At 56.8% G+C, this 19895-nt stretch carries 19 protein-coding genes; 10 read left to right on the top strand and 9 right to left on the bottom strand.

The window, feature by feature from the left end; all coding sequences use genetic code 11:
• Nucleotides 1–134: 134 nt before the first annotated feature.
• Both nirD and nirB read right to left on the bottom strand, forming a co-directional pair.
• Complete coding sequence (gene nirD, locus GNG29_RS21135) at nt 135–461, bottom strand: nitrite reductase small subunit NirD (RefSeq protein ID WP_103177294.1); 327 nt, start codon at nt 459–461, stop codon at nt 135–137.
• The gene (gene nirB / locus GNG29_RS21130) at nt 458–3001 is read right to left on the bottom strand and encodes a nitrite reductase large subunit NirB (RefSeq protein ID WP_103177293.1); all 2544 of its coding nucleotides are present in this window, start codon (nt 2999–3001) and stop codon (nt 458–460) included. Before nirB ends, nirD begins: the two co-directional genes overlap by 4 nt.
• Before the next feature lie 240 nt (nt 3002–3241).
• On the opposite strand from nirB, the gene GNG29_RS21125 reads away from it, so the two are divergent.
• Nucleotides 3242–4558, top strand: a complete 1317-nt coding sequence (locus tag GNG29_RS21125) for a cytosine deaminase (RefSeq protein ID WP_156655301.1) — start codon at nt 3242–3244, stop codon at nt 4556–4558.
• 3 nt (nt 4559–4561) lie between these two features.
• On the opposite strand, the gene tsgA is transcribed toward GNG29_RS21125, so the two are convergent.
• On the bottom strand, nt 4562–5746 hold the full coding sequence (gene tsgA / locus GNG29_RS21120) for an MFS transporter TsgA (RefSeq protein WP_103177291.1): 1185 nt from the start codon (nt 5744–5746) through the stop codon (nt 4562–4564).
• Between the two features lie 278 nt (nt 5747–6024).
• Here tsgA and ppiA point away from each other — a divergent pair, with 278 nt between their 5' ends.
• The 5 genes from ppiA (at nt 6025) to GNG29_RS21095 (ending at nt 9367) form a co-directional block, all read left to right on the top strand.
• Nucleotides 6025–6597 (top strand): peptidylprolyl isomerase A, encoded by a 573-nt coding sequence (gene ppiA / locus GNG29_RS21115; RefSeq protein WP_103177290.1) that lies wholly within the window; start codon nt 6025–6027, stop codon nt 6595–6597.
• A gap of 108 nt (nt 6598–6705) precedes the next feature.
• Entirely contained in the window at nt 6706–6873 is a 168-nt protein-coding gene (locus GNG29_RS21110; protein WP_103177289.1) for a YhfG family protein, read from the top strand.
• Nucleotides 6863–7465, top strand: a complete 603-nt coding sequence (locus GNG29_RS21105; RefSeq protein ID WP_156655300.1) for a putative adenosine monophosphate-protein transferase Fic — start codon at nt 6863–6865, stop codon at nt 7463–7465. The genes GNG29_RS21110 and GNG29_RS21105 overlap by 11 nt, the downstream gene beginning before the upstream one ends.
• A 30-nt stretch (nt 7466–7495) precedes the next feature.
• Nucleotides 7496–8059: an aminodeoxychorismate synthase component 2 gene (pabA, locus tag GNG29_RS21100; RefSeq protein ID WP_156655299.1), complete on the top strand. Its 564-nt coding sequence runs from the start codon at nt 7496–7498 to the stop codon at nt 8057–8059.
• An 87-nt stretch (nt 8060–8146) separates the two neighbouring features.
• On the top strand, nt 8147–9367 hold the full coding sequence (locus tag GNG29_RS21095; RefSeq protein WP_103177286.1) for an aspartate aminotransferase family protein: 1221 nt from the start codon (nt 8147–8149) through the stop codon (nt 9365–9367).
• A 76-nt stretch (nt 9368–9443) separates the two neighbouring features.
• On the opposite strand, the gene GNG29_RS21090 is transcribed toward GNG29_RS21095, so the two are convergent.
• Both GNG29_RS21090 and crp read right to left on the bottom strand, forming a co-directional pair.
• Nucleotides 9444–11531 (bottom strand): YccS/YhfK family putative transporter, encoded by a 2088-nt coding sequence (locus GNG29_RS21090; RefSeq protein WP_103177285.1) that lies wholly within the window; start codon nt 11529–11531, stop codon nt 9444–9446.
• 57 nt (nt 11532–11588) lie between these two features.
• Nucleotides 11589–12221: a cAMP-activated global transcriptional regulator CRP gene (gene crp, locus GNG29_RS21085; protein WP_000242758.1), complete on the bottom strand. Its 633-nt coding sequence runs from the start codon at nt 12219–12221 to the stop codon at nt 11589–11591.
• A 310-nt stretch (nt 12222–12531) separates the two neighbouring features.
• Here crp and GNG29_RS21080 point away from each other — a divergent pair, with 310 nt between their 5' ends.
• Complete coding sequence (locus GNG29_RS21080; protein ID WP_103177284.1) at nt 12532–12936, top strand: OsmC family protein; 405 nt, start codon at nt 12532–12534, stop codon at nt 12934–12936.
• A 49-nt stretch (nt 12937–12985) separates the two neighbouring features.
• Here GNG29_RS21080 and GNG29_RS21075 read toward each other — a convergent pair whose 3' ends face one another.
• The 4 genes from GNG29_RS21075 to GNG29_RS21060 all read right to left on the bottom strand — a co-directional run bounded on the left by GNG29_RS21075 (nt 12986) and on the right by GNG29_RS21060 (nt 17142).
• A complete protein-coding gene (locus GNG29_RS21075) occupies nt 12986–13855 on the bottom strand; it encodes a phosphoribulokinase (protein ID WP_103177283.1) in 870 nt (289 codons plus the stop codon).
• A gap of 30 nt (nt 13856–13885) precedes the next feature.
• Nucleotides 13886–14104 carry a YheU family protein gene (locus GNG29_RS21070; protein ID WP_103177282.1) on the bottom strand — a complete coding sequence of 73 codons (219 nt, stop codon included), beginning with the start codon at nt 14102–14104 and terminating at the stop codon, nt 13886–13888.
• Between the two features lie 2 nt (nt 14105–14106).
• Nucleotides 14107–15123: a hydrolase gene (locus GNG29_RS21065; protein WP_156655298.1), complete on the bottom strand. Its 1017-nt coding sequence runs from the start codon at nt 15121–15123 to the stop codon at nt 14107–14109.
• A gap of 114 nt (nt 15124–15237) precedes the next feature.
• Complete coding sequence (locus GNG29_RS21060; RefSeq protein ID WP_156655297.1) at nt 15238–17142, bottom strand: ABC transporter ATP-binding protein; 1905 nt, start codon at nt 17140–17142, stop codon at nt 15238–15240.
• Between the two features lie 121 nt (nt 17143–17263).
• Between GNG29_RS21060 and kefG the strand changes: the two genes are divergently transcribed.
• The 3 genes from kefG to GNG29_RS21045 are packed head-to-tail and all read left to right on the top strand — an operon-like array spanning nt 17264 to nt 19835.
• The gene (kefG, locus tag GNG29_RS21055) at nt 17264–17818 is read left to right on the top strand and encodes a glutathione-regulated potassium-efflux system ancillary protein KefG (RefSeq protein WP_103177279.1); all 555 of its coding nucleotides are present in this window, start codon (nt 17264–17266) and stop codon (nt 17816–17818) included.
• Nucleotides 17818–19623 (top strand): glutathione-regulated potassium-efflux system protein KefB, encoded by a 1806-nt coding sequence (gene kefB / locus GNG29_RS21050; RefSeq protein ID WP_103177278.1) that lies wholly within the window; start codon nt 17818–17820, stop codon nt 19621–19623. The genes kefG and kefB overlap by 1 nt, the downstream gene beginning before the upstream one ends.
• 11 nt (nt 19624–19634) lie before the next feature.
• Nucleotides 19635–19835: a YheV family putative zinc ribbon protein gene (locus tag GNG29_RS21045; protein ID WP_103177277.1), complete on the top strand. Its 201-nt coding sequence runs from the start codon at nt 19635–19637 to the stop codon at nt 19833–19835.
• Nucleotides 19836–19895: the final 60 nt, after the last annotated feature.

Genomic DNA, 19895 nt, shown 5'->3' with positions numbered 1-19895 from the left:
GAAAGAATAAATACGTTGTAGGCCGGATAAGGAGCCTGCTCCGCCACCCGGCAACTGCCCGGCGGCGCAGCGCTTGCCGGGCCTACAACATCAAAATCAAAACAAATAGCGGGGGCATTGCGCCCCCGTTTCAATCAGCCTCTCAGCTGCACCTTGCCGTCCTTCACGCGAACGTCATAGTGTTTAACGGAGCGGGTTTCGTCTTCCATACAGTGGCCGTCGCTCAGGCGGAAGCGCTGCTTTTTCAGCGGGCTGGCAACCCACAGCTCCCCCTGATGCTCAGCGATAATCCCACGGGAAAGCACGCTGGCCTCAAAGAACGGGTCGATATTGCTGATGGCAAAAACCTGTTCGTCGTGGCGCGGACGGAAAATGGCAACCTGCTCATGACCTAACAGCGCGCATACGCCGGTGGCAGGCAGGATCTCGTCGATGTTGCAGATGTTTACCCACTGGCTCATACGTTTTCCTCCACCAGCATCACCGGAATACGTTCATACGGCGTTGCCGGGCGATGCTGCTCGCGCTCAGGCACGACCTGCACGCTCGGATCGCGCTGGTTGCTGTTGATAAAGTGTTTGAAGCGAACCTGCGCCGACGGGGTGTTGACGGTTTCTGTCCATTCGCAAATCACGGCGTCGCGAAGGCGAGCCATCTCTTCTTCCAGCGTCGCGTTCAGGCCGAGCTTGTCGTCGATGATGACGGACTTCAGGTAGTCGATGCCGCCTTCCAGGTTATCCAGCCACGGCGCGGTACGGGTCAGTTTGTCCGCGGTACGGATGTAGAACATCATGAAGCGGTCGAGGTATTTGATCAGCGTTTCACGGTCGATATCCGCCGCCAGCAGATCTGCATGGCGTGGTTTCATCCCGCCGTTACCGCAGACGTACAGGTTCCAGCCTTTCTCAGTGGCGATGATACCCACATCTTTACCCTGCGCTTCGGCACATTCACGGGTACAGCCGGAGACGCCGAACTTCATTTTGTGCGGGGTACGAATACCTTTGTAGCGGTTTTCCAGCTCGACGCCGAAGCCGACGCTGTCGCCCACGCCGTAACGGCACCAGGTGCTGCCGACGCAGGTTTTCGCCATACGCAGCGCTTTGGCATAGGCGTGACCGGTTTCGAAGCCCGCTTCAATCAGCTGACGCCAGATTTCCGGCAGGTCATCTTTCTGCGCACCGAACAGGCCGATACGCTGGGAGCCGGTGATTTTGGTGTAGAGGTTAAATTCGCGGGCGATGCGGCCGACCGCCACCAGCCCTTCCGGGGTGATTTCGCCGCCGGCAGAGCGTGGGATCACCGAGTAGGTGCCATCTTTCTGGATGTTCGCCAGGAAGTTGTCGTTGGTGTCCTGCAGCGGCGTGTGCTGTGGTTTGAGCACATACTCATTCCAGCAGGAGGCCAGCAGAGAACCGACGGTCGGTTTACACACTTCACAGCCATAACCCTGGCCATGTTTTTGCAGCAGCTCGTCGAAGGATTTGATGCCTTCCACGCGGATCAGGTGGTACAGCTCCTGGCGAGAGTAAGCGAAGTGCTCGCACAGGTTGTTGTTCACTTCGATACCCTGTTTCGCCAGCTCGGCGTTGAGCACCTGGGTCACCAGTGGGATACAGCCGCCGCAGCCGGTACCGGCTTTGGTTTCCGCTTTCAGCGCCGCCACGGTGTGGCAGCCTTTGTTGATGGCAGAAATCAGCATGCCTTTGGTGACATCGAAGCAGGAGCAAATTTGCGCGCTGTCCGGCAGCTTATCGACACCGATAGAGGGTTTACCGCTGGCCGCATGAGCAGGCAGGATCAGCGCATCCGGGTTCTCCGGCAGTTCGATAGCGTTCAGCACCAGCTGCAGCAGGTTGCCGAAATCGCTGGTGTCGCCCACCAGCACCGCGCCGAGCAGGGTTTTGTTATCTTCGCTGACGATAAGACGTTTATAGACCTCTTTGCTTTCGTCGAGATAGACGTAGCTGCGGGAGTTTGGCGTACGGCCATGCGCATCGCCGATACCGCCTACGTCCACGCCCAGCAGTTTCAGCTTGGCGCTCATGTCCGCGCCTTCGAAGGCGTTTTCATTGCCGAGGATATGGTCAACGGCGACCTGCGCCATTTTGTAGCCAGGGGCGACCAGACCGTAGACGTGGTTTTCCCAGCTGGCGCACTCGCCGATGGCGTAGATATCCGGATCGGAGGTCTGGCAGGTAGAGTTGATCATGATCCCGCCGCGCTGGGCAACCGCCAGGCCGCACTGGGTGGCCAGCTTGTCGCGCGGGCGAATACCGGTGGAGAAGACGATAAAGTCGACTTCCAGCTCGCTGCCGTCGGCAAAGCGCATGGTTTTACGCGCCTCGGTGCCTTCCTGCACGATCTCTTTGGTATTTTTGCTGGTGTGAACTTTCACACCCATGCTCTCAATTTTGCGTTTGAGCTGCTCGCCACCCATGTGGTCAAGCTGCTCTGCCATCAGCATCGGGGCAAATTCGATGACGTGGGTTTCAACGCCTAAGTTCTTCAGTGCGCCAGCGGCTTCGAGGCCGAGCAGGCCGCCGCCGACCACCGCGCCGCGTTTACTGCGACGGGCGCAGGATTCGATGGCGTTGAGATCTTCAATGGTGCGATAGACGAAGCAGTCCTGGGTTTCCGAGCCTTTGATCGGCGGGATCCACGGATAGGAGCCAGTCGCCATGATCAGCTTGTCGTAAAAAACCGTGCGTCCCGCACTGGAATGAATCACTTTTTCCTGACGGTTGATGGTGATAGCGCGCTCGCCCACCAGCACCTTCACGCCATGTTTCTCGTAAAAACCTTCGCGCACCAGAGAGAGCTCCTCGGCGGTGTGGTGAGAGAAATAGGAGGAGAGGTGCACGCGGTCGTACGCCTTACGGGGTTCTTCACAGAACACGGTAATGTCGAACTGGGCGGCATCGGCTTTATCGAGTAGATCCTCAATAAAGCGGTGACCGACCATGCCGTTACCGATAATAGCGAGTCTGACTTTGCTCATTTTTGCCTCGATTTCTTTTCTATTACTGCCTACCTTAACGATTCAGCAACGGCGCTTATTGATGCAAATCAAATACGCCTTCAACTACTCCTTAGTGGGTAGATGACTGATTTGTCAGGTTTTTTATAAGTCGTGGAAATCGCAGGCTTTTCATAATCGATGATTATGTGTACAAATCAGGAGGCTAATTTTTAATTTCAGCTACTCCTGAATTTCAGCCCCCATCTTAGGGAGAATATGATGTCTACAGCACCGCTTTGGCTTATTCAGAACGTCCGTTTACCGGGCCGTGAAGGCTTTTGGCAACTGGCTATTGAGAACGGTCGTTTTGGCGAAATCACCCCGACGGGCGAAAAGCAGGGTGAGAGCTATGAAGTGTTGAATGCCCGCGGAGGGTTAGCCATCCCGCCTTTTATCGAACCGCATATCCACCTGGATACCACCCAGACCGCAGGTGAGCCGAACTGGAACCAGTCCGGGACGCTGTTTGAAGGCATAGAGCGTTGGGCAGAGCGCAAAGCGCTGCTCAGCCATGAGGATGTTAAAGCCCGGGCCTGGAAAACCCTGAAGTGGCAGATCGCCAACGGCATCCAGTTTGTGCGCACCCATGTGGATGTCTCCGACCCGACGCTGACCGCCCTGAAAGCGATGCTGGAGGTGAAGCAGGAGGTCGCCCCGTGGGTGACGCTGCAGATTGTGGCCTTCCCGCAGGAAGGGATTCTCTCTTACCCGAATGGCGCGGCGCTGCTGGAAGAGGCCTTAAAGCTCGGGGCGGATGTGGTGGGCGCCATCCCGCACTTCGAATTTACCCGGGAGTATGGCGTCCAGTCCCTGCATATCGCCTTTGAACTGGCGAAGAAGTACGACCGGCCGCTGGATATTCACTGCGATGAGATCGACGATGAACAGTCACGGTTTGTCGAAACGGTGGCGACGCTGGCGTATGAGGCCGGGATCGGCCCGCGCGTCACTGCCAGCCATACCACCGCCATGCACTCTTATAACGGGGCTTACACTTCGCGGCTGTTTCGTCTGCTGAAGCTCTCCGGGATTAACTTTGTGGCCAATCCGCTGGTGAATATCCATCTGCAGGGGCGCTTTGATGATTATCCGAAGCGGCGCGGCATTACCCGCGTGAAGGAGCTGTTTGAGGCGGGCGTCAACGTCTGCTTCGGCCATGACGACGTGTTTGATCCGTGGTATCCGCTGGGCACCGGCAATATGTTGCAGGTGCTGCATATGGGGCTGCATGTCTGTCAGATGATGGGGTATCAGCAAATTGATAGCGGACTTAACTTGATCACCTATAACAGCGCCAGAACGTTTGGGCTGAGCGATTACGGTATTGAGACGGGGAATCCGGCGAATCTGGTGATTCTGCCCGCGGAAAGTGGCTTTGAGGCGGTGCGTTGTCAGGTGCCTGTGCGCTGGTCGATTCGTCAGGGCAGGGTCATTGCCGCCACGCAGTTAGCCCAGACATGGGTTCAGATGGACAGCGGTGGGGAAGAGGTATGCTTTACCAAAAACAGCCCCTTTACTGAGCGCAAAGGGGCATAAGGATTAGTGCGTCGCTGCCGCCGCGTTATGCTGGCGGTGGCGGGTGACGAAGCCCAGCACCAGGCACATTACAAATACCACGGCATAAAGACCATTGGCGGTGTGTAACGCTGCCAGCGGGCCGCTGTGCGCCACAATCGGGCCGGTTACCACGAAGGTCAGCATGGTGCCGATGGTGCCGCAGGTCAGCACGAAGTTAACCAGCTTCGGCGAAGCCACTTTGGTCTGCAGGGAGCCCAGGGTGATGATTGAGGTGTAAATGGCGCTGGAGAAGAAGCCGAGCGTCAGAATAAACCACGGCATCTGCTCCGGGGAACCGTTGATAAACAGGTACATCAGCACGGTGGCGGCGCCCGCCAGCACGGTGAGGATCCGCTGCAGATCGAAGAAGCGCAGGATAAAGCTGAACGCCCACATGCCGAACATGTACGACATCCAGAAGTCACTCACCAGCTTACCGGCATCGTTCAGGCTCATCCCCAGACCTTTGGCATACTCCGGCACCCAGGAGATAAAGCCCAGTTGACCCAGGATGTAGCAGAGGGCGGCGATGGAGAGGAACAGGACACCAATCCCCCATTTTTCTTTCACCACCGGCTCGCTGGTGGTCTGCGCTTTTTTGCCCAGGACCGGGAAGTCACAGCCGAAGGTCAGAATAAAGATCGCCACGTAGACCAGACCAATGCAGGCGTAAACCCAGTACCACTCAATGCTGCGGGCCAGCAGCGCGGCGGCCACAATCGGGAAGATCATCCCTGCCATGCTGAAGAAGGAGTCGGTGAAGAGCAGTCGCGCGCCGCGCTGACGGCCTTCATACATGTGGGTAATGAGGAAGGTACCAATCGACATGGTGATGCCGCTGACCAGACCCAGCACAAACATGGCGGCGGAGAACAATGCGATGCTATGGCTGAGCATCAGACCCGCCACGGCAAGCACCATCAGCACAAAGCCAAAACGCAGCTGGGTTTTCAGTGGGACGATTTCCATCAGCCAGGCATTGAGAAAAATGGAGATCAGGATCCCGGCGTTAAGAAAGGTGAAGGTGTTACTCATGCTGGAAACGGGCAGGTTGAAATAGTCTGCGATATTTCCCATCACCATCCCGGTGACAATTACCAACGCACCGGTGAGGGCGTAGGAGAAGAAGCTGATCCATGTGAGCTTGATACGATTGCTGTTAGTCATGACTGGCCTGTGAAGAGAAGTGTAAAGCGCATTGGCTGCGCTGCGAGCGGCCAGATTTTAATCGTGAATGTGATCTAATTAAATCTTTTAGGTCAAATTAATCATTCATTGCATGATAAATAGTGATATTAATCACGTTAATGGTGCTGGCACGACTTTGCCGGGCGGTTACATCTGTTTCAAATAGGTAAAATTAGGTAAAGGGCTGGCCTGGATTCATACTGCTCTTTAGAATCAAGCCATTCGCTTTCTTTACTGCGCTTTGTTAAGGAATTCTCATGCTCAAATCAACTCTGGCGGCTGTCGCGGCTGTATTCGCTCTTTCAGCCCTCTCTCCTGCTGCGCTGGCAGCGAAAGGAGACCCGCACGTTCTGTTGACCACCTCTGCCGGCAACATTGAGCTGGAACTGAACAGTCAGAAAGCTCCCGTTTCTGTGAAAAACTTCCTCGATTATGTCAACAGCGGTTTTTATAACGGCACTACGTTCCACCGTGTGATCCCGGGCTTTATGGTGCAGGGCGGCGGCTTCAACGATCAGATGCAGCAGAAGCAGCCAAACCCGCCAATCAAGAACGAAGCGGATAACGGCCTGCGTAACACCCGCGGCACCATCTCTATGGCGCGTACCGCCGATAAAGACAGCGCAACCAGCCAGTTCTTCCTCAACGTGGCGGACAACGCCTTCCTTGACCACGGCCAGCGTGACTTTGGCTATGCGGTATTTGGTAAAGTTGTGAAAGGCATGGACGTGGCCGATAAAATCTCTCAGGTACAGACGCACGACGTCGGCCCTTACCAGAATGTGCCGTCAAAACCGATAGTTATCCTCTCTGCGAAAGTCCTGCCTTAATCCGTAATGGCGCGGGCAGGTTTTGCCCGCGTTGCCTTTACCTCCCTGCGAAACCGCAGTTTGCTGCTTATACTTGTGGCAACACGGGCACAAGCAGGGAGGAAAAGGGTGAAAAAACTCACTGATAAGCAAAAATCCCGTCTTTGGGAACAACAGCGAAACGCGAATTTTCAGGCCAGTCGCCGTCTTGAAGGCGTCGATAGTCCCTTAGTCACGCTCAATGCCGACGAGGCAGAACTGCGTCTTGAGGAGCTCAGGAGGCAGTATGAGCGATAAATACGGCAACGATCGCGATCCCTATCTCTATCCCGGCCTGAATGTCATGCGTAACCGGCTGGGCATCCGCCAGGCGGAGCGTCTGGCGCAGGCGGCGTATGAATTTACCGCACTGCGAGCGGCAACCCTGGGGCTGGGGCCGCTGCTGCGCGGCCTCCCACATCTGTGCGCCATTCATCAGCATATCTATCAGGATATCTTTGACTGGGCGGGTGATATTCGTGAGATGGATATTTACCAGGGCGATACCCGCTTCTGCCACTTCGCCTACATCGAAAAAGAGGGCAACGCCCTGATGCAGGATCTGGAGGAGGAGGGCTATCTCGTTGGGCTGAAGAGAGAGGAGTTCATTAACCGCCTCAGCCACTACTATTGCGAGATCAACGTTCTGCATCCGTTCCGCATCGGCAACGGTATTGTTCAGCGCATCTTCTTTGAGCAGCTGGCGATCCATGCGGGCTACCAGCTTGACTGGCGCGATATCGATCCGGAAGAGTGGGCGCAGGCCAACCAGAGCGGTGCGATGGGGGATCTGAGCGCGTTGAACGCAATCTTCAGTAAAGTGGTAAGCGAAGCCGGGGAAACTGAGTAGAATAGGGCGGCCATTTTTTCAGGAGCCGCCATGATTCTGCTGATTGATAACTACGATTCCTTCACCTGGAACCTGTACCAGTATTTTTGCGAGCTGGGGGCGGAGGTGGTGGTCCGGCGCAACGACGCACTCTCGCTGGAGGATGTCGCCACGCTCAATCCGCAAAAAATCGTTATCTCCCCCGGCCCCTGCACGCCGGATGAGTCTGGCATCTCGCTGGCGGTGATCCAGCGCTATGCCGGTGAAGTGCCGATTCTGGGCGTCTGCCTCGGGCATCAGGCCATCGCCCAGGTCTTTGGCGCCACCATTGTGCGGGCAGCGAAAGTGATGCATGGCAAAACCTCCCCGGTGACGCACAACGGCGTCGGAGTTTTCTGCGGTCTGAACAACCCCCTTACCGTCACCCGCTATCACTCACTGATTATCGATCCGCCCACCTTACCCGACTGCTTTGAGGTCACCGCCTGGAGCGAAACGCAGGAGATCATGGGTATCCGTCACCGTGAATGGGATCTGGAAGGGGTGCAGTTCCACCCCGAAAGCATTCTCAGCGAACAGGGCCACCAGCTGCTGGCTAATTTCCTCAATCGTTGATTTTTAGTTGCCATAAAGTGATTTTTTAAGCATATTTCGTGATTATATTTTCACTTCTGCTTTGTACTTAAAAAAGGGTGGGGTTACATGGCAACTGAACAATCTGCAATTACGCGCGCAACATTCGATGAAGTGATACTGCCAGTTTATGCACCGGCTGAGTTTATCCCGGTGAAGGGGAAAGGCAGCCGCGTCTGGGATCAGCAGGGCAAAGAGTACATTGATTTTGCGGGCGGCATTGCGGTGACGGCGTTAGGTCACTGCCACCCGGCGCTGGTCGAGGCGCTGAAAACCCAGGGCGAAACCCTGTGGCACACCAGCAACGTCTTTACCAACGAACCTGCGCTACGTCTCGGGCGCAAAATCATCGAGGCTACCTTTGCCGAGCGTGTGCTGTTTATGAACTCCGGCACCGAAGCCAACGAAACCGCTTTCAAGCTGGCCCGTTATTACGCCTCCACCCGCCACAGCCCGTTTAAAACCAAAATCATCGCCTTCCACAATGCGTTTCATGGCCGTTCGCTGTTTACCGTGACCGTGGGCGGTCAGCCAAAATATTCCGATGGTTTTGGCCCGAAACCGGCCGACATCATCCACGTGCCGTTTAACGATCTGCATGCGGTAAAAGCGGTGATGGACGATCACACCTGCGCGGTGGTGGTTGAGCCGATCCAGGGTGAAGGCGGCGTGATGGCGGCAACGCCAGAATTCCTGCAGGGGCTACGCGATCTGTGCGATCAGCACCAGGCCCTGCTGGTCTTTGACGAAGTGCAGAGCGGCATGGGCCGTACCGGGGATCTCTTTGCTTATATGCACTACGGCGTGACGCCGGACATCCTGACCAGCGCCAAAGCGCTCGGGGGTGGCTTCCCGGTGAGCGCCGTGCTCACCACGCAGGATATCGCATCGGCATTCCACGTGGGCTCTCACGGCTCGACCTATGGCGGCAACCCGCTGGCGTGCGCGGTTGCCGGAGCGGCGTTCGATATCATCAATACCCCGGAAGTGCTGAGCGGCGTCAATACAAAGCGCGAGCAGTTTGTGAAGCATCTTCAGCAGATCGATGCGCAGTACGATGTCTTCAGTGATATCCGCGGCATGGGACTGTTGATTGGTGCCGAACTGAAGCCGCAGTACAAAGGCCGGGCGCGCGATTTTCTCTACGCCGCCGCCAGCGAAGGGGCGATGGTGCTCAACGCCGGGCCGGACGTGATGCGCTTTGCGCCGTCGCTGCTGGTGGAAAGCCAGGATATCGAAGAGGGGATGACCCGCTTTGCGCAGGCGGTGAAGCGGGTGGTTCAGCAGTAGCTGTGTAGCCCGGCGGCGCTACGCTTGCACGGGCCTACAAGACCGTAGGCCGGGTAAGCGCAGCGCCACCCGGCGTTTAATACGGTGTGCGTTTCAAACGCCGGATCAACCAGATGCCATGATGTGGACGCTGGCGCCAGGCCACCGACGAAATGGTGTGCATAGTATTCAGATGCCCCAGAATGCGCTGCAGATGTTGTTCCAGCGTACTCATGGGGCCTTGCGTCAGGGTCTCTGGCGCTTCCAGAATATTGCTGTCTCCGCTCTCACCCGGCGCGTCATACTCCAGGCGCTGCTGGCAGCGCTGAAGGCCGATTTCACACGACTGCAAATAACGCTGCGCCAGGTCTGGCGTCAGCATCGTATGCTCCCGCGCCAGGGTTGTCATCGCGTTGATATGCTCGACGATAAACTGGCTGTGCGTCACCCACAGTTTCATATCCGCCAGATAGGCCGAATTGAAGCCCGGCTCCTGCATCGCCTGGTTGAGGGAGTTGAACAGGGCATTGTGCGCCTGGTTGACCTTCATGCGCTGCCAGGCCAGCGGCGTGGGTTGCGGATCGTCGCTGAGGATCAGGCGGATGGCCTCCTGGTCGGCCTCCAGCGCGTCGTGGGCGTTCTGTCGCAGCAATCCGCTCTGCCACTGCGGCCACAGCCACACCATGCCGCCAAAGGCAATCAGGCAGCCAATCAGCGTATCTGCCAGCCGGGCGATAATAAACTGCTCACCATTGAGCGTAATCAGTTGCAGGGTGTAGACCGCGGTCAGCGTAAAGCCCACCGTCGCCCAGCCGTAGTTCTTACGGATGATGAGGTAACTCACCAGCGTTACCAGCAGCATACCCGTCAGGGTATAGCCTTCCGGGACGTGAAGGTGCAGGGTGATCCCCGCAATAATCAGCCCCGCCATCGTGCCGCCTGCCCGGTGGAGGATGCGCACCCGCGTGGCGCTGTAGCCGTTTTGCGTCACCAGCAGAACGGTCATTAAGATCCAGTAAGGCTTAGGCAGGTGCAGCGCCATACCCATCAGGCTGGCGATACTCAGCATGACGCTGATACGTGCCGCATTACGCAGGGCGGCAGACTTTAGCGACAGATAGCTTCTCAGGGCGGGGATCAGCGGCAGGCGCTTCTGCTTATCCGCCATCAGGTCACGCGGGTAGAGCGGGCGTTGGGTGCGAAGCACGCGGGCAATACGGCTGAAGTGCCAGGCGGCGAACTGGCCGACCGGGTTATCCGCATGCTGGCGGGCAATTTTCTCCAGCGCGCCGAGCTGTTTGTCCATGTTAAAGCGGGTGGGATAGCGGTGATAGAGAATATCGTCGGCCAGTACCCGCAGCCGGGCGGCGACGGTCTGCGCGTTCCAGCGGATCACCGCTTCAGCGTGGCTGCGCTCGACCAGCTTTTGCACCTCTTGCGGATGATGCAGGCTAACGGAGATATGCTCCTGCAGATCCAGCCCCACCTGGAAGATACGCAGCAGCCGCTTGTATTCATGATTCCTGTTCGCCGCCAGCATATGCAGTTGCTGGTAACACTGACTAATCAGGTCCACCACCTTCTGCTGGCGCGCCAGCAGCGGCGGCAGCGATTTTTCCGGGTCGGTGTGCTGGGTCAGCAGGGTGTATTTGGCTTCACAGTAATCAGCCAGCTGGCGGTAGAGTACGCTCAGGGATTCACGCAGCGGCTGCTCCCGCCACAGCCAGAACCAGAACCAGTTAAACAGCCCGTACCAGAGTGTCCCCAGGGCGTAGATCAGCAGCGGCGCCCAGATCGGTAAATTCCCCGCCAGGCTCAGGGTAAAGATGGCCGCAATCAGCGAGGCGGGCAGCAGGCGGGCGTGGAGGGCGCTGATCTCCGCCGTGACCCCTAACGTCATCGCCAGTGCGGTCAGAATGAGGGGCAGCGGAATATCACGCGCCAGCAGCAATTGTACCGCCAGACTACAGCCAGCAAACAGGCAGCCGCCAATTATCAGGCGTTTAAAAAAGCGTTTATGGGGCGTGTCGAGACCCGCAATGTTGCAGCAGGCGGGAACGAGAGAAAACAGAAGGCCGTATTGCAGATAACCGAGAACTAACCCCACAGCCACAGGGAGACACAACACCAGGGTTTGCCGTAGTGCGTAGTTAACTTCCGGGTGATAAATGAGCCTGCGCCACATGGGTGAGAGAGACAAAAACGGCGTGTCATCATGCGATGCCACGCCGTCTGAGCGGAATTAACGTGTTCCGTAAACCACGATGGTTTTACCGTGGGCGGAAATCAGGTTCTGATCTTCCAGCATTTTCAGAATACGACCCACTGTCTCACGGGAACAACCGACGATCTGACCGATCTCCTGACGGGTAATTTTAATTTGCATACCGTCCGGGTGGGTCATGGCGTCTGGCTGTTTCGCCAGGTTCAGCAGCGTCTGAGCGATACGGCCCGTCACGTCCAGGAAGGCGAGGTTACCCACTTTCTCAGAGGTGACCTGCAGACGGCGAGCCATCTGCGAAGAGAGGCGCATCAGGATATCCGGGTTAACCTGGATCAGCTGGCGGAATTTCTTATAAGAGATCTCAGCCACTTCACACGCAGTTTTTGCCCGGACCCAGGCGCTACGCTCCTGACCTTCTTCAAACAGGCCCAGTTCACCGATAAAGTCTCCCTGATTCAGGTAAGAGAGGATCATCTCTTTGCCTTCTTCATCTTTGATCAGCACTGCCACTGAGCCTTTGACGATGTAATACAACGTTTCCGCTTTTTCACCCTGGTGAATCAGCGTGCTCTTCGATGGGTACTTATGAATGTGGCAATGAGACAAGAACCATTCGAGAGTCGGGTCTGTTTGCGGTTTGCCAAGCACCATGCGCTGTTATCCTCTGTTATAAGCTGTCTCCAGAGTCAGGCTTTCTACCTTCGCTCTGGGGTTGCAATCGAATTCTTCCCCTTACCTGGGGATCTGGCTGTCACAATAATTAGCAGCCTGTAATGTGTGATGTCCTCTGCATACATGTGCAACGTCAATGTATTACTGTAGCATCACGACTGTTTTAGCATAGGTTTTGCCGCGTGTCTCCTGGTGTCTCGCTTCAGCTTGATGCAGGTCGACTTCCTTTGCCAGAATTGTTACTGGCGCGTAATCTGACAGAAAAAATGCAAGCCTGGAGTGAGTTAAAATGCAAGCACGTGTGAAATGGGTTGAAGGGTTAACGTTCCTCGGTGAGTCCGCCTCGGGGCACCAGATTCTGATGGATGGCAACTCCGGTGATAAAGCACCCAGCCCGATGGAAGTGGTTCTGATGGCGGCAGGGGGATGCAGCGCTATCGACGTGGTCTCGATTCTGCAAAAAGGGCGTCACGATGTGACCGATTGCGAAGTGAAACTGACCTCAGAGCGCCGGGATGAAGCGCCGCGTCTCTTTACCCATATCAACCTTCATTTCGTGGTAACCGGCAAAGCGCTAAAAGAGGCTGCGGTCTCCCGCGCGGTGGATCTCTCTGCGGAGAAGTACTGCTCCGTGGCGCTGATGCTGGAAAAAGCGGTCAATATTACCCATTCGTATGAAGTGATCGAGGCGTAAGTCCTGGATCAAACGCCGGGCGGCACTTCGTTTGCCCGGCCTACAAGCCTCAATCGATCTTCTTCCCTTCCATTAACCGCTGCACCAGCGGCGTCATGATCAACTCCATCGCCAGTCCCATCTTCCCGCCCGGGACCACCAGCGTATTCATGTGCGAGATAAACGAGCCCTGCAGCATCGCCAGCAGCCAGGGGTAATCGATATTGTCCAGATTGCGGAAATGGATCACCACAAAGCTCTCATCCAGCGACGGGATCGCTTTTGCGGCAAAGGGGTTAGAGGTGTCCACGGTCGGGACGCGCTGGAAGTTAATATGGGTGCGGGAAAACTGCGGCGTGAGGAAGTTAATGTAATCTTCCATGGAGCGAACCACCGAATCCATCACCGCTTCTCGGGAATGGCCGCGTTCGCTGGTATCCCGCGTCAGCTTCTGGATCCACTCCAGGTTTACAATGGGTACGACGCCCACCAGCAGATCGACATGGCGCGCCACGTCATGGTGCGGCGTGACGACCCCGCCGTGCAGACCTTCATAAAACAGCACGTCGGTGGGTTCTGGCAGCGGCTGCCAGGGCGTAAAGGTGCCCGGAACCTGGTTCCACGGTACCGCTTCGTCATAGGTATGCAGGTATTTGCGCGACTGGCCCGTGCCGCTTCGCCCGTACTCTGCGAAGGTCTGCTCCAGCAGGCCAAAGTCGTTAGCATCGGGGCCAAAGTAGCTGATATGTTTGCCTAAATCACGGGCCTTGCGGATGGCCATATCCATCTCAGGGCGGGTGTAGCGGTGAAAGCTGTCGCCTTCGACCTCCGCGGCACGCAGATGCAGTTGCGAGAAGATCTTACGAAAGGCGAGGCTGGTGGTGGTGGTACCTGCACCACTCGACCCTGTGACGGCGATAACCGGATGTCTGGCGGACATAGCAACTCCCTGAGTGGAAAGATGTCGCGGTTAACCGCGAAATTGATTGCGAGGCATGATGTTGACAGTTTCGTGCAACTCGGACCATACGACCAGCACCTCACCGCTTTGCAGCTGGCGCCTGATATCAGCGACCTTCTGCTCAAGCGAACGTTCCTCTTCACCATAATCGGTGCCTTCGCGTAACACAAAGCTTTCAATCAGATTATCCAGCGTTTCGGGAGCCAGATCCTGCCAGGGAATGATCATGTCTATTTTTCCAGATAGGGGGTTAGCCAGTCCGGGATACGTGTCTCCAGCCACATCTGCGGTCGACGCAGCGTTCCGCTGATAAAGCCCACGTGCCCACCATGTTCGGTCAGTTGATACTCTACGTTTGCCGGTAAATGTTCCGGCGCCGGAATCGAGTGATGATCCATAAACGGATCGTCTTTCGCGTGAATAATCAGCGTAGGCCGGGTGATTTGATTCAGCAACGGCATGGCGCTGCACTGGCGATAGTAGTCAATCGCATCGGCAAAGCCATGGATTTTCGCGGTGATCAGATCGTCAAATTCACGAATGCGTCGCATGCGCTTGAGCTGCTCCAGGTTGACCGGCAGCGAGCCCGGATAGGCTTTCAGTTTACGTGAGGCGTTGCCTTTCAGCAGGTTAAGCAGGTAGTGCTGATAGACGCGCGAAAAGCCTTTATCCATATGATAGCTGCACTGTTCCAGCATAAACGGAGCAGAAACGATAACGGCGGCGTCCAGCGGAATAGCGTCCCCCTCTTTTGCCAGCAGGCAGGCCAGCATGTTTCCCCCCAGCGAATAGCCTACCGCAGCGGTGGGGGCAGGGCCGTGAGTCTCTGCCAGCCAGCGCAGGAACCAGGTGCCATCTTCTGTTTCGCCAGAGTGATAGATGCGTTTCTGGCGATTGGGTTCGCCGCTACAGCCTCTGAAATGCATTACCACGCCCAGCCAACCGCGCGCTTTCGCCGCCTCAATCAGACCATGAGCATAGGGGCTGTGCAGGCTGCCCTCCAGACCGTGAAAGACCACCAGCCGGGGTTTGTGCTGTGCCTGAAGCGGATCTTCGCTCCAGGCTAAGTCAACGAAGTCATCATCCGGCAGGTCAAGGCGCTGCCAGAAAGGGGTAAAACGCACTTTATGACGGATAAGACGCGGCAGCATGGTCTGCAGGTGTCGATTCGACAGGCCCCGCATGGGGACAAACGTCGCACTCTCGTCAGGCGTAAAGTTAAACTCAGATGGGATTGTTTGTGTCATAGGGTTGTGAAGTATTTGTGTGGTCTGCTTTTACTATACAGCCTGATACTTTTTACATTTGTTTAATCGCGGCTTATCAGGCGGTTGAGTTGCCGCCTGCTAAGCCAGGAAGGATTAGTCCGCCTGCAGCATCTCTTCGAGCTGCTCCTGCGCCTCCAGCCAGGCCATTTCGCACTCCTCAAGGCTGGATTTGGTTTTAGCCTGCACCTGCAGGCACTCGGTTAGCTCGGTTTTACGAGTCTGGTCATACAGGCCGCTGTCGCCCAGCTTCTCTTCCACGGTGGCCAGCGTGGCGTTGAGCTTCTCCATCTCATTTTCCAGACGGGTGATCTCTTTACGCAGCGGCTGGGTTTGAGTACGCAGTTCAGCTTCGCGACGCTTCTGATCCTTACGGGCCTGGGCGCTGTTGGCGTTCTCTTTCGCAGCTTCTTCCGGCTGGTTTTCCTGCTTCTGTACGTCCGTCAGCCATTGCTGATAATCTTCCAGATCGCCGTCGAAAGGCTCTACTTTACTGTCGTGCACCAGGTAGAGATCGTCGGTGGTGGAGCGGATCAGGTGACGATCGTGCGAAACGACCACCAGCGCGCCTTCGAACTCAATCAGCGCCTCGGTCAGCGCCTGGCGCATGTCCAGATCCAGGTGGTTAGTCGGTTCATCGAGCAGCAGCAGGTTAGGGCGCTGCCAGACGATGAGGGCCAGCACCAGACGCGCTTTTTCGCCGCCGGAGAAGCGCTCAGTATTCTCGGTCACTTTATCGCCCTGGAAGCCGAAGCCGCCCAGATAATCCCGCAGCTTCTGCTCCATCTCCTGCGGGGCCAGACGCGCCAGGTGCTGTAGTGGCGATTCGTCCGCGCGCAAAAATTCCAGCTGATGCTGGGCGAAATAGCCAAGCTTGATGCCCTTCGCCAGACCAATATCGCCACGTACCGGCGCAAGCTCGCCCGCCAGAAGCTTAATCAGCGTCGATTTACCGGCGCCATTGCGCCCGAGCAGACCGATGCGGGAACCCGGCACCAGGTTGAGTTTGATGGAGTCCAGAATGATGCGCTCGCCATAGCCCGCGCTGACCTTTTCCATTTTCAGCAGTGGGTTGGGCAGGCTTTCCGGCGCGCGGAAGCTAAAGTGGAACGGGTTGTCGACGTGCGCCGGGGCGATCATCTCCATGCGTTCCAGCATCTTAATGCGGCTCTGGGCCTGTTTGGCTTTTGATGCTTTCGCCTTGAAGCGATCGACAAAGCTCTGCAGGTGCGCCACGCGCTGCTGCTGGCTTTCGTACATCGCCTGCTGCTGGGAGAGGCGTACCGCGCGCTGGCGCTCAAACGAACTGTAGTTGCCGGTGTACTCGAACATCGTTTCCTTTTCGATATGAATAATTTTATCCACCACCGGGTCAAGGAAGTCACGGTCGTGGGAGATCAGGATCAGCGTGCCCTGATAGCTCTTCAGCCACTTCTCCAGCCAGATCACCGCATCCAGATCGAGGTGGTTAGTCGGTTCATCGAGCAGTAGCAGGTCAGAGCGGCAGATCAGCGCCTGGGCCAGGTTAAGTCGCATGCGCCAGCCACCGGAGAAATCGCTGACCGGGCGTTCCAGCTGCTCGTTACTGAATCCCAGGCCGTGCAACAGGCTGGCGGCGCGGGAGCGAATAGTCCAGGCATCAATAGCGTCGAGTTTGCCATGCACGGTGGCAATCGCATGGCCGTCGTTGCGTTCGTTGGCGGCATGCAGCTCCGCTTCCAGCTTGCGGTATTCCCGATCGCCGTCGATAACATAATCCATCGCCGGTACGCTCAGGGCTGGCGTCTCCTGGTTTACCCAGGCCAGCTGCCAGTTGCCGGGGTAGGTAAAATTACCGCCGTCGGCACTGATTTCGTTTTTCAGCAATGACAGTAACGTGGATTTACCGCAGCCGTTTTTGCCCACCAGGCCGACTTTCTGGCCCGGGTTAATGGTGGCTGTAGCGTTGTCCAGCAGGACACGTACGCCGCGACGAATTTGTAATGAGGAGAAAACAATCATAGAGCGCCGTATGTTCCGACTATGTTAAGTTGTCATTATAATCAGGTTAAATGTGCCGCCACGCGCCGCGTGGGTGTGCCATGGTAGCCCAAAACAACAGTGATGACGACCCGGGAGAGGAATGATGTCCCAGACAGCCAAAGTGCTGCTGCTGTATGCCCATCCGGAGTCTCAGGACTCGGTCGCCAACCGGGTTTTGCTACAACCGGCATTACAGCTAAGTAATGTGACAGTGCACGATCTTTACGCGCACTACCCCGATTTTTTTATCGATATTCCCTATGAGCAGGAGCTGCTGCGTCAGCACGACGTCATCGTATTTCAGCATCCTCTCTACACCTACAGCTGCCCCGCGCTGCTGAAAGAGTGGCTGGATCGCGTCCTGAGCCGTGGATTTGCCAGTGGGGTGGGAGGAAACCAGCTGGCGGGAAAGTCCTGGCGGAGCGTCATTACCACTGGCGAGCCGGAGAGTGCGTATCGCCACGATGGGCTTAACCGCTACTCGATGAACGAGATCTTACGCCCGTTCGAGCTGACTGCGGCCATGTGCCGCATGCACTGGCTGAGTCCGATCATTATCTACTGGGCTCGTCGGCAGCATCAGGATGAGCTGGCCAGCCATGCCCGCGCGTACGGTGAGTGGCTGGCGGGGCCAAATCTGACGGGAGGTCACTGATGGAAGGCTCAGATCTTTTACTGGCAGGCGTGTTGTTCCTGTTTGCCGCCGTGGTGGCGGTGCCGTTGGCATCGCGTCTGGGGATTGGCGCGGTGCTCGGCTATCTGCTGGCGGGCATCGCCATCGGTCCGTGGGGGCTGGGGTTCATCAGCGATGTGGACGAAATCCTGCACTTCTCGGAGCTGGGCGTCGTCTTTCTGATGTTTATTATCGGCCTTGAGCTGAACCCGACGAAGCTCTGGCAACTACGGCGCTCGATCTTTGGCGTGGGTGCCGCGCAGGTGCTGTGCAGCGCGGTGATCCTTGGTGGACTCCTGATGCTGACCCAGTTCTCATGGCAGGCCGCGGTGGTTGGCGGGATTGGTCTGGCGATGTCCTCTACGGCAATGGCGTTACAGCTGATGCGCGATAAGGGCATGAACCGCAACGAAGCGGGGCAGCTGGGCTTCTCGATCCTGCTGTTTCAGGATCTGGCGGTGATCCCCGCGCTGGCCCTGGTTCCACTGCTGGCAGGATCGGGAGAGGAGCATTTCGACTGGATGAAGATCGGCATGAAGGTGTTGGCCTTTGCCGGCATGCTGGTGGGAGGGCGCTATCTGCTCCGCCCGGTGTTCCGGTTTATTGCCGCCTCCGGCGTACGCGAGGTATTTACCGCCGCGACGCTGCTGCTGGTGCTGGGATCGGCCCTGTTTATGGATGCGCTGGGCCTGTCGATGGCGCTCGGTACTTTTATCGCGGGTGTGCTGCTGGCGGAGAGTGAGTACCGGCATGAACTGGAAATTGCCATCGATCCCTTTAAAGGGCTGCTGTTAGGGCTGTTCTTTATCTCTGTCGGTATGGCGCTCAATCTCGGCGTGCTCTACACCCATATCCTGTGGGTGGTGATGAGCGTTGCCGTGCTGGTCACGGTTAAAATGGCGGTGCTGTATGGGCTGGCGCGGGTTTACGGCCTGCGGCAGGCGGAAAAGGCGCAGCTTGCCGGGGTGCTGAGCCAGGGGGGCGAATTCGCTTTTGTGCTCTTCTCCACAGCATCGTCCCAGAGATTGTTTCAGGATGACCAGATGGCGCTGCTGTTAGTGACCGTGACGCTGTCGATGATGACCACGCCGCTGCTCATGAAGCTTATCGATAAGCAGCTGTCTCGCCGGATGAATGCCCCGGAAGATGAGCATGAAGCGCCCTTTGTGGAGGACGATAAACCGCAGGTGATCGTGGTGGGCTTCGGGCGGTTTGGGCAGGTAATCGGGCGTCTGCTGATGGCGAATAAAATGCGCGTGACGGTGCTTGAGCGCGACATCAGCGCGGTAAACCTGATGCGCAAGTACGGTTATAAGGTCTATTACGGCGATGCTACACAGGTCGAACTGCTGCGCTCCGCAGGCGCAGAGGCGGCGGAGTCGATTGTTATCACCTGTAATGATCCGGAAGACACCCTGAAGCTGGTGGAGATCTGCCAGCAGCACTTTCCCCATCTGCACATCCTGGCCCGGGCGCGAGGGCGTGTTGAGGCACATGAGCTGCTTCAGGCAGGGGTAAAGTATTTTACCCGCGAGACCTTCTCCAGTGCGCTGGAGCTGGGGCGTAAAGCATTAGTGACGTTGGGTATGCATCCTCATCAGGCCCAGCGCGCGCAGTTACATTTCCGTCGTCTTGATATGCGCATGCTGCGCGAGTTGATGCCGGTCCACACCGATACGGTGCAGATTTCCCGCGTACGGGAGGCGCGTCGCGAGCTGGAAGAGATTTTCCAGCGTGAGATGCAGCAGGAGCGTCGGCAGCCGGACGGCTGGGATGAATATGAATAACGAGGTAAAGAATGGCGGTACGTAAACGTTTTATCGCCGGCGCGAAATGCCCGGCCTGCCAGGCTCAGGATTCACTGGCCATGTGGCGAGAGAACAATATCGATATTGTTGAGTGTGTTAAGTGCGGTCACCAGATGCGTGAAGCCGATAAAGAAGTGCGCGATCACGTTCGCAAAGAAGAACAAGTGATCGGCATTTTTCATCCGGACTAGCGATATGCCCCGAGTTTTTTTAAGCTAAAGGGTACACGGGTGCAGAATTCGGCTACAATC

Source organism: Leclercia sp. Colony189, from assembly GCF_009740165.1.
Lineage (GTDB): Bacteria > Pseudomonadota > Gammaproteobacteria > Enterobacterales > Enterobacteriaceae > Enterobacter.
The sequence above is the reverse complement of the archived record's forward strand: the minus strand, read 5'-3'. Positions and strand labels throughout refer to the sequence as shown.

Coding starts and splice junctions, on each gene's coding strand:
- nirD (WP_103177294.1), bottom strand. CDS start 461: ATGAGCCAGTGGGTAAACATCTGCAACATCGACGAGATCCTGCCTGCC.
- nirB (WP_103177293.1), bottom strand. CDS start 3,001: ATGAGCAAAGTCAGACTCGCTATTATCGGTAACGGCATGGTCGGTCAC.
- GNG29_RS21125 (WP_156655301.1), top strand. CDS start 3,242: ATGTCTACAGCACCGCTTTGGCTTATTCAGAACGTCCGTTTACCGGGC.
- tsgA (WP_103177291.1), bottom strand. CDS start 5,746: ATGACTAACAGCAATCGTATCAAGCTCACATGGATCAGCTTCTTCTCC.
- ppiA (WP_103177290.1), top strand. CDS start 6,025: ATGCTCAAATCAACTCTGGCGGCTGTCGCGGCTGTATTCGCTCTTTCA.
- GNG29_RS21105 (WP_156655300.1), top strand. CDS start 6,863: ATGAGCGATAAATACGGCAACGATCGCGATCCCTATCTCTATCCCGGC.
- pabA (WP_156655299.1), top strand. CDS start 7,496: ATGATTCTGCTGATTGATAACTACGATTCCTTCACCTGGAACCTGTAC.
- GNG29_RS21095 (WP_103177286.1), top strand. CDS start 8,147: ATGGCAACTGAACAATCTGCAATTACGCGCGCAACATTCGATGAAGTG.
- GNG29_RS21090 (WP_103177285.1), bottom strand. CDS start 11,531: ATGTGGCGCAGGCTCATTTATCACCCGGAAGTTAACTACGCACTACGG.
- crp (WP_000242758.1), bottom strand. CDS start 12,221: ATGGTGCTTGGCAAACCGCAAACAGACCCGACTCTCGAATGGTTCTTG.
- GNG29_RS21080 (WP_103177284.1), top strand. CDS start 12,532: ATGCAAGCACGTGTGAAATGGGTTGAAGGGTTAACGTTCCTCGGTGAG.
- GNG29_RS21075 (WP_103177283.1), bottom strand. CDS start 13,855: ATGTCCGCCAGACATCCGGTTATCGCCGTCACAGGGTCGAGTGGTGCA.
- GNG29_RS21070 (WP_103177282.1), bottom strand. CDS start 14,104: ATGATCATTCCCTGGCAGGATCTGGCTCCCGAAACGCTGGATAATCTG.
- GNG29_RS21065 (WP_156655298.1), bottom strand. CDS start 15,123: ATGACACAAACAATCCCATCTGAGTTTAACTTTACGCCTGACGAGAGT.
- GNG29_RS21060 (WP_156655297.1), bottom strand. CDS start 17,142: ATGATTGTTTTCTCCTCATTACAAATTCGTCGCGGCGTACGTGTCCTG.
- kefG (WP_103177279.1), top strand. CDS start 17,264: ATGATGTCCCAGACAGCCAAAGTGCTGCTGCTGTATGCCCATCCGGAG.
- kefB (WP_103177278.1), top strand. CDS start 17,818: ATGGAAGGCTCAGATCTTTTACTGGCAGGCGTGTTGTTCCTGTTTGCC.
- GNG29_RS21045 (WP_103177277.1), top strand. CDS start 19,635: ATGGCGGTACGTAAACGTTTTATCGCCGGCGCGAAATGCCCGGCCTGC.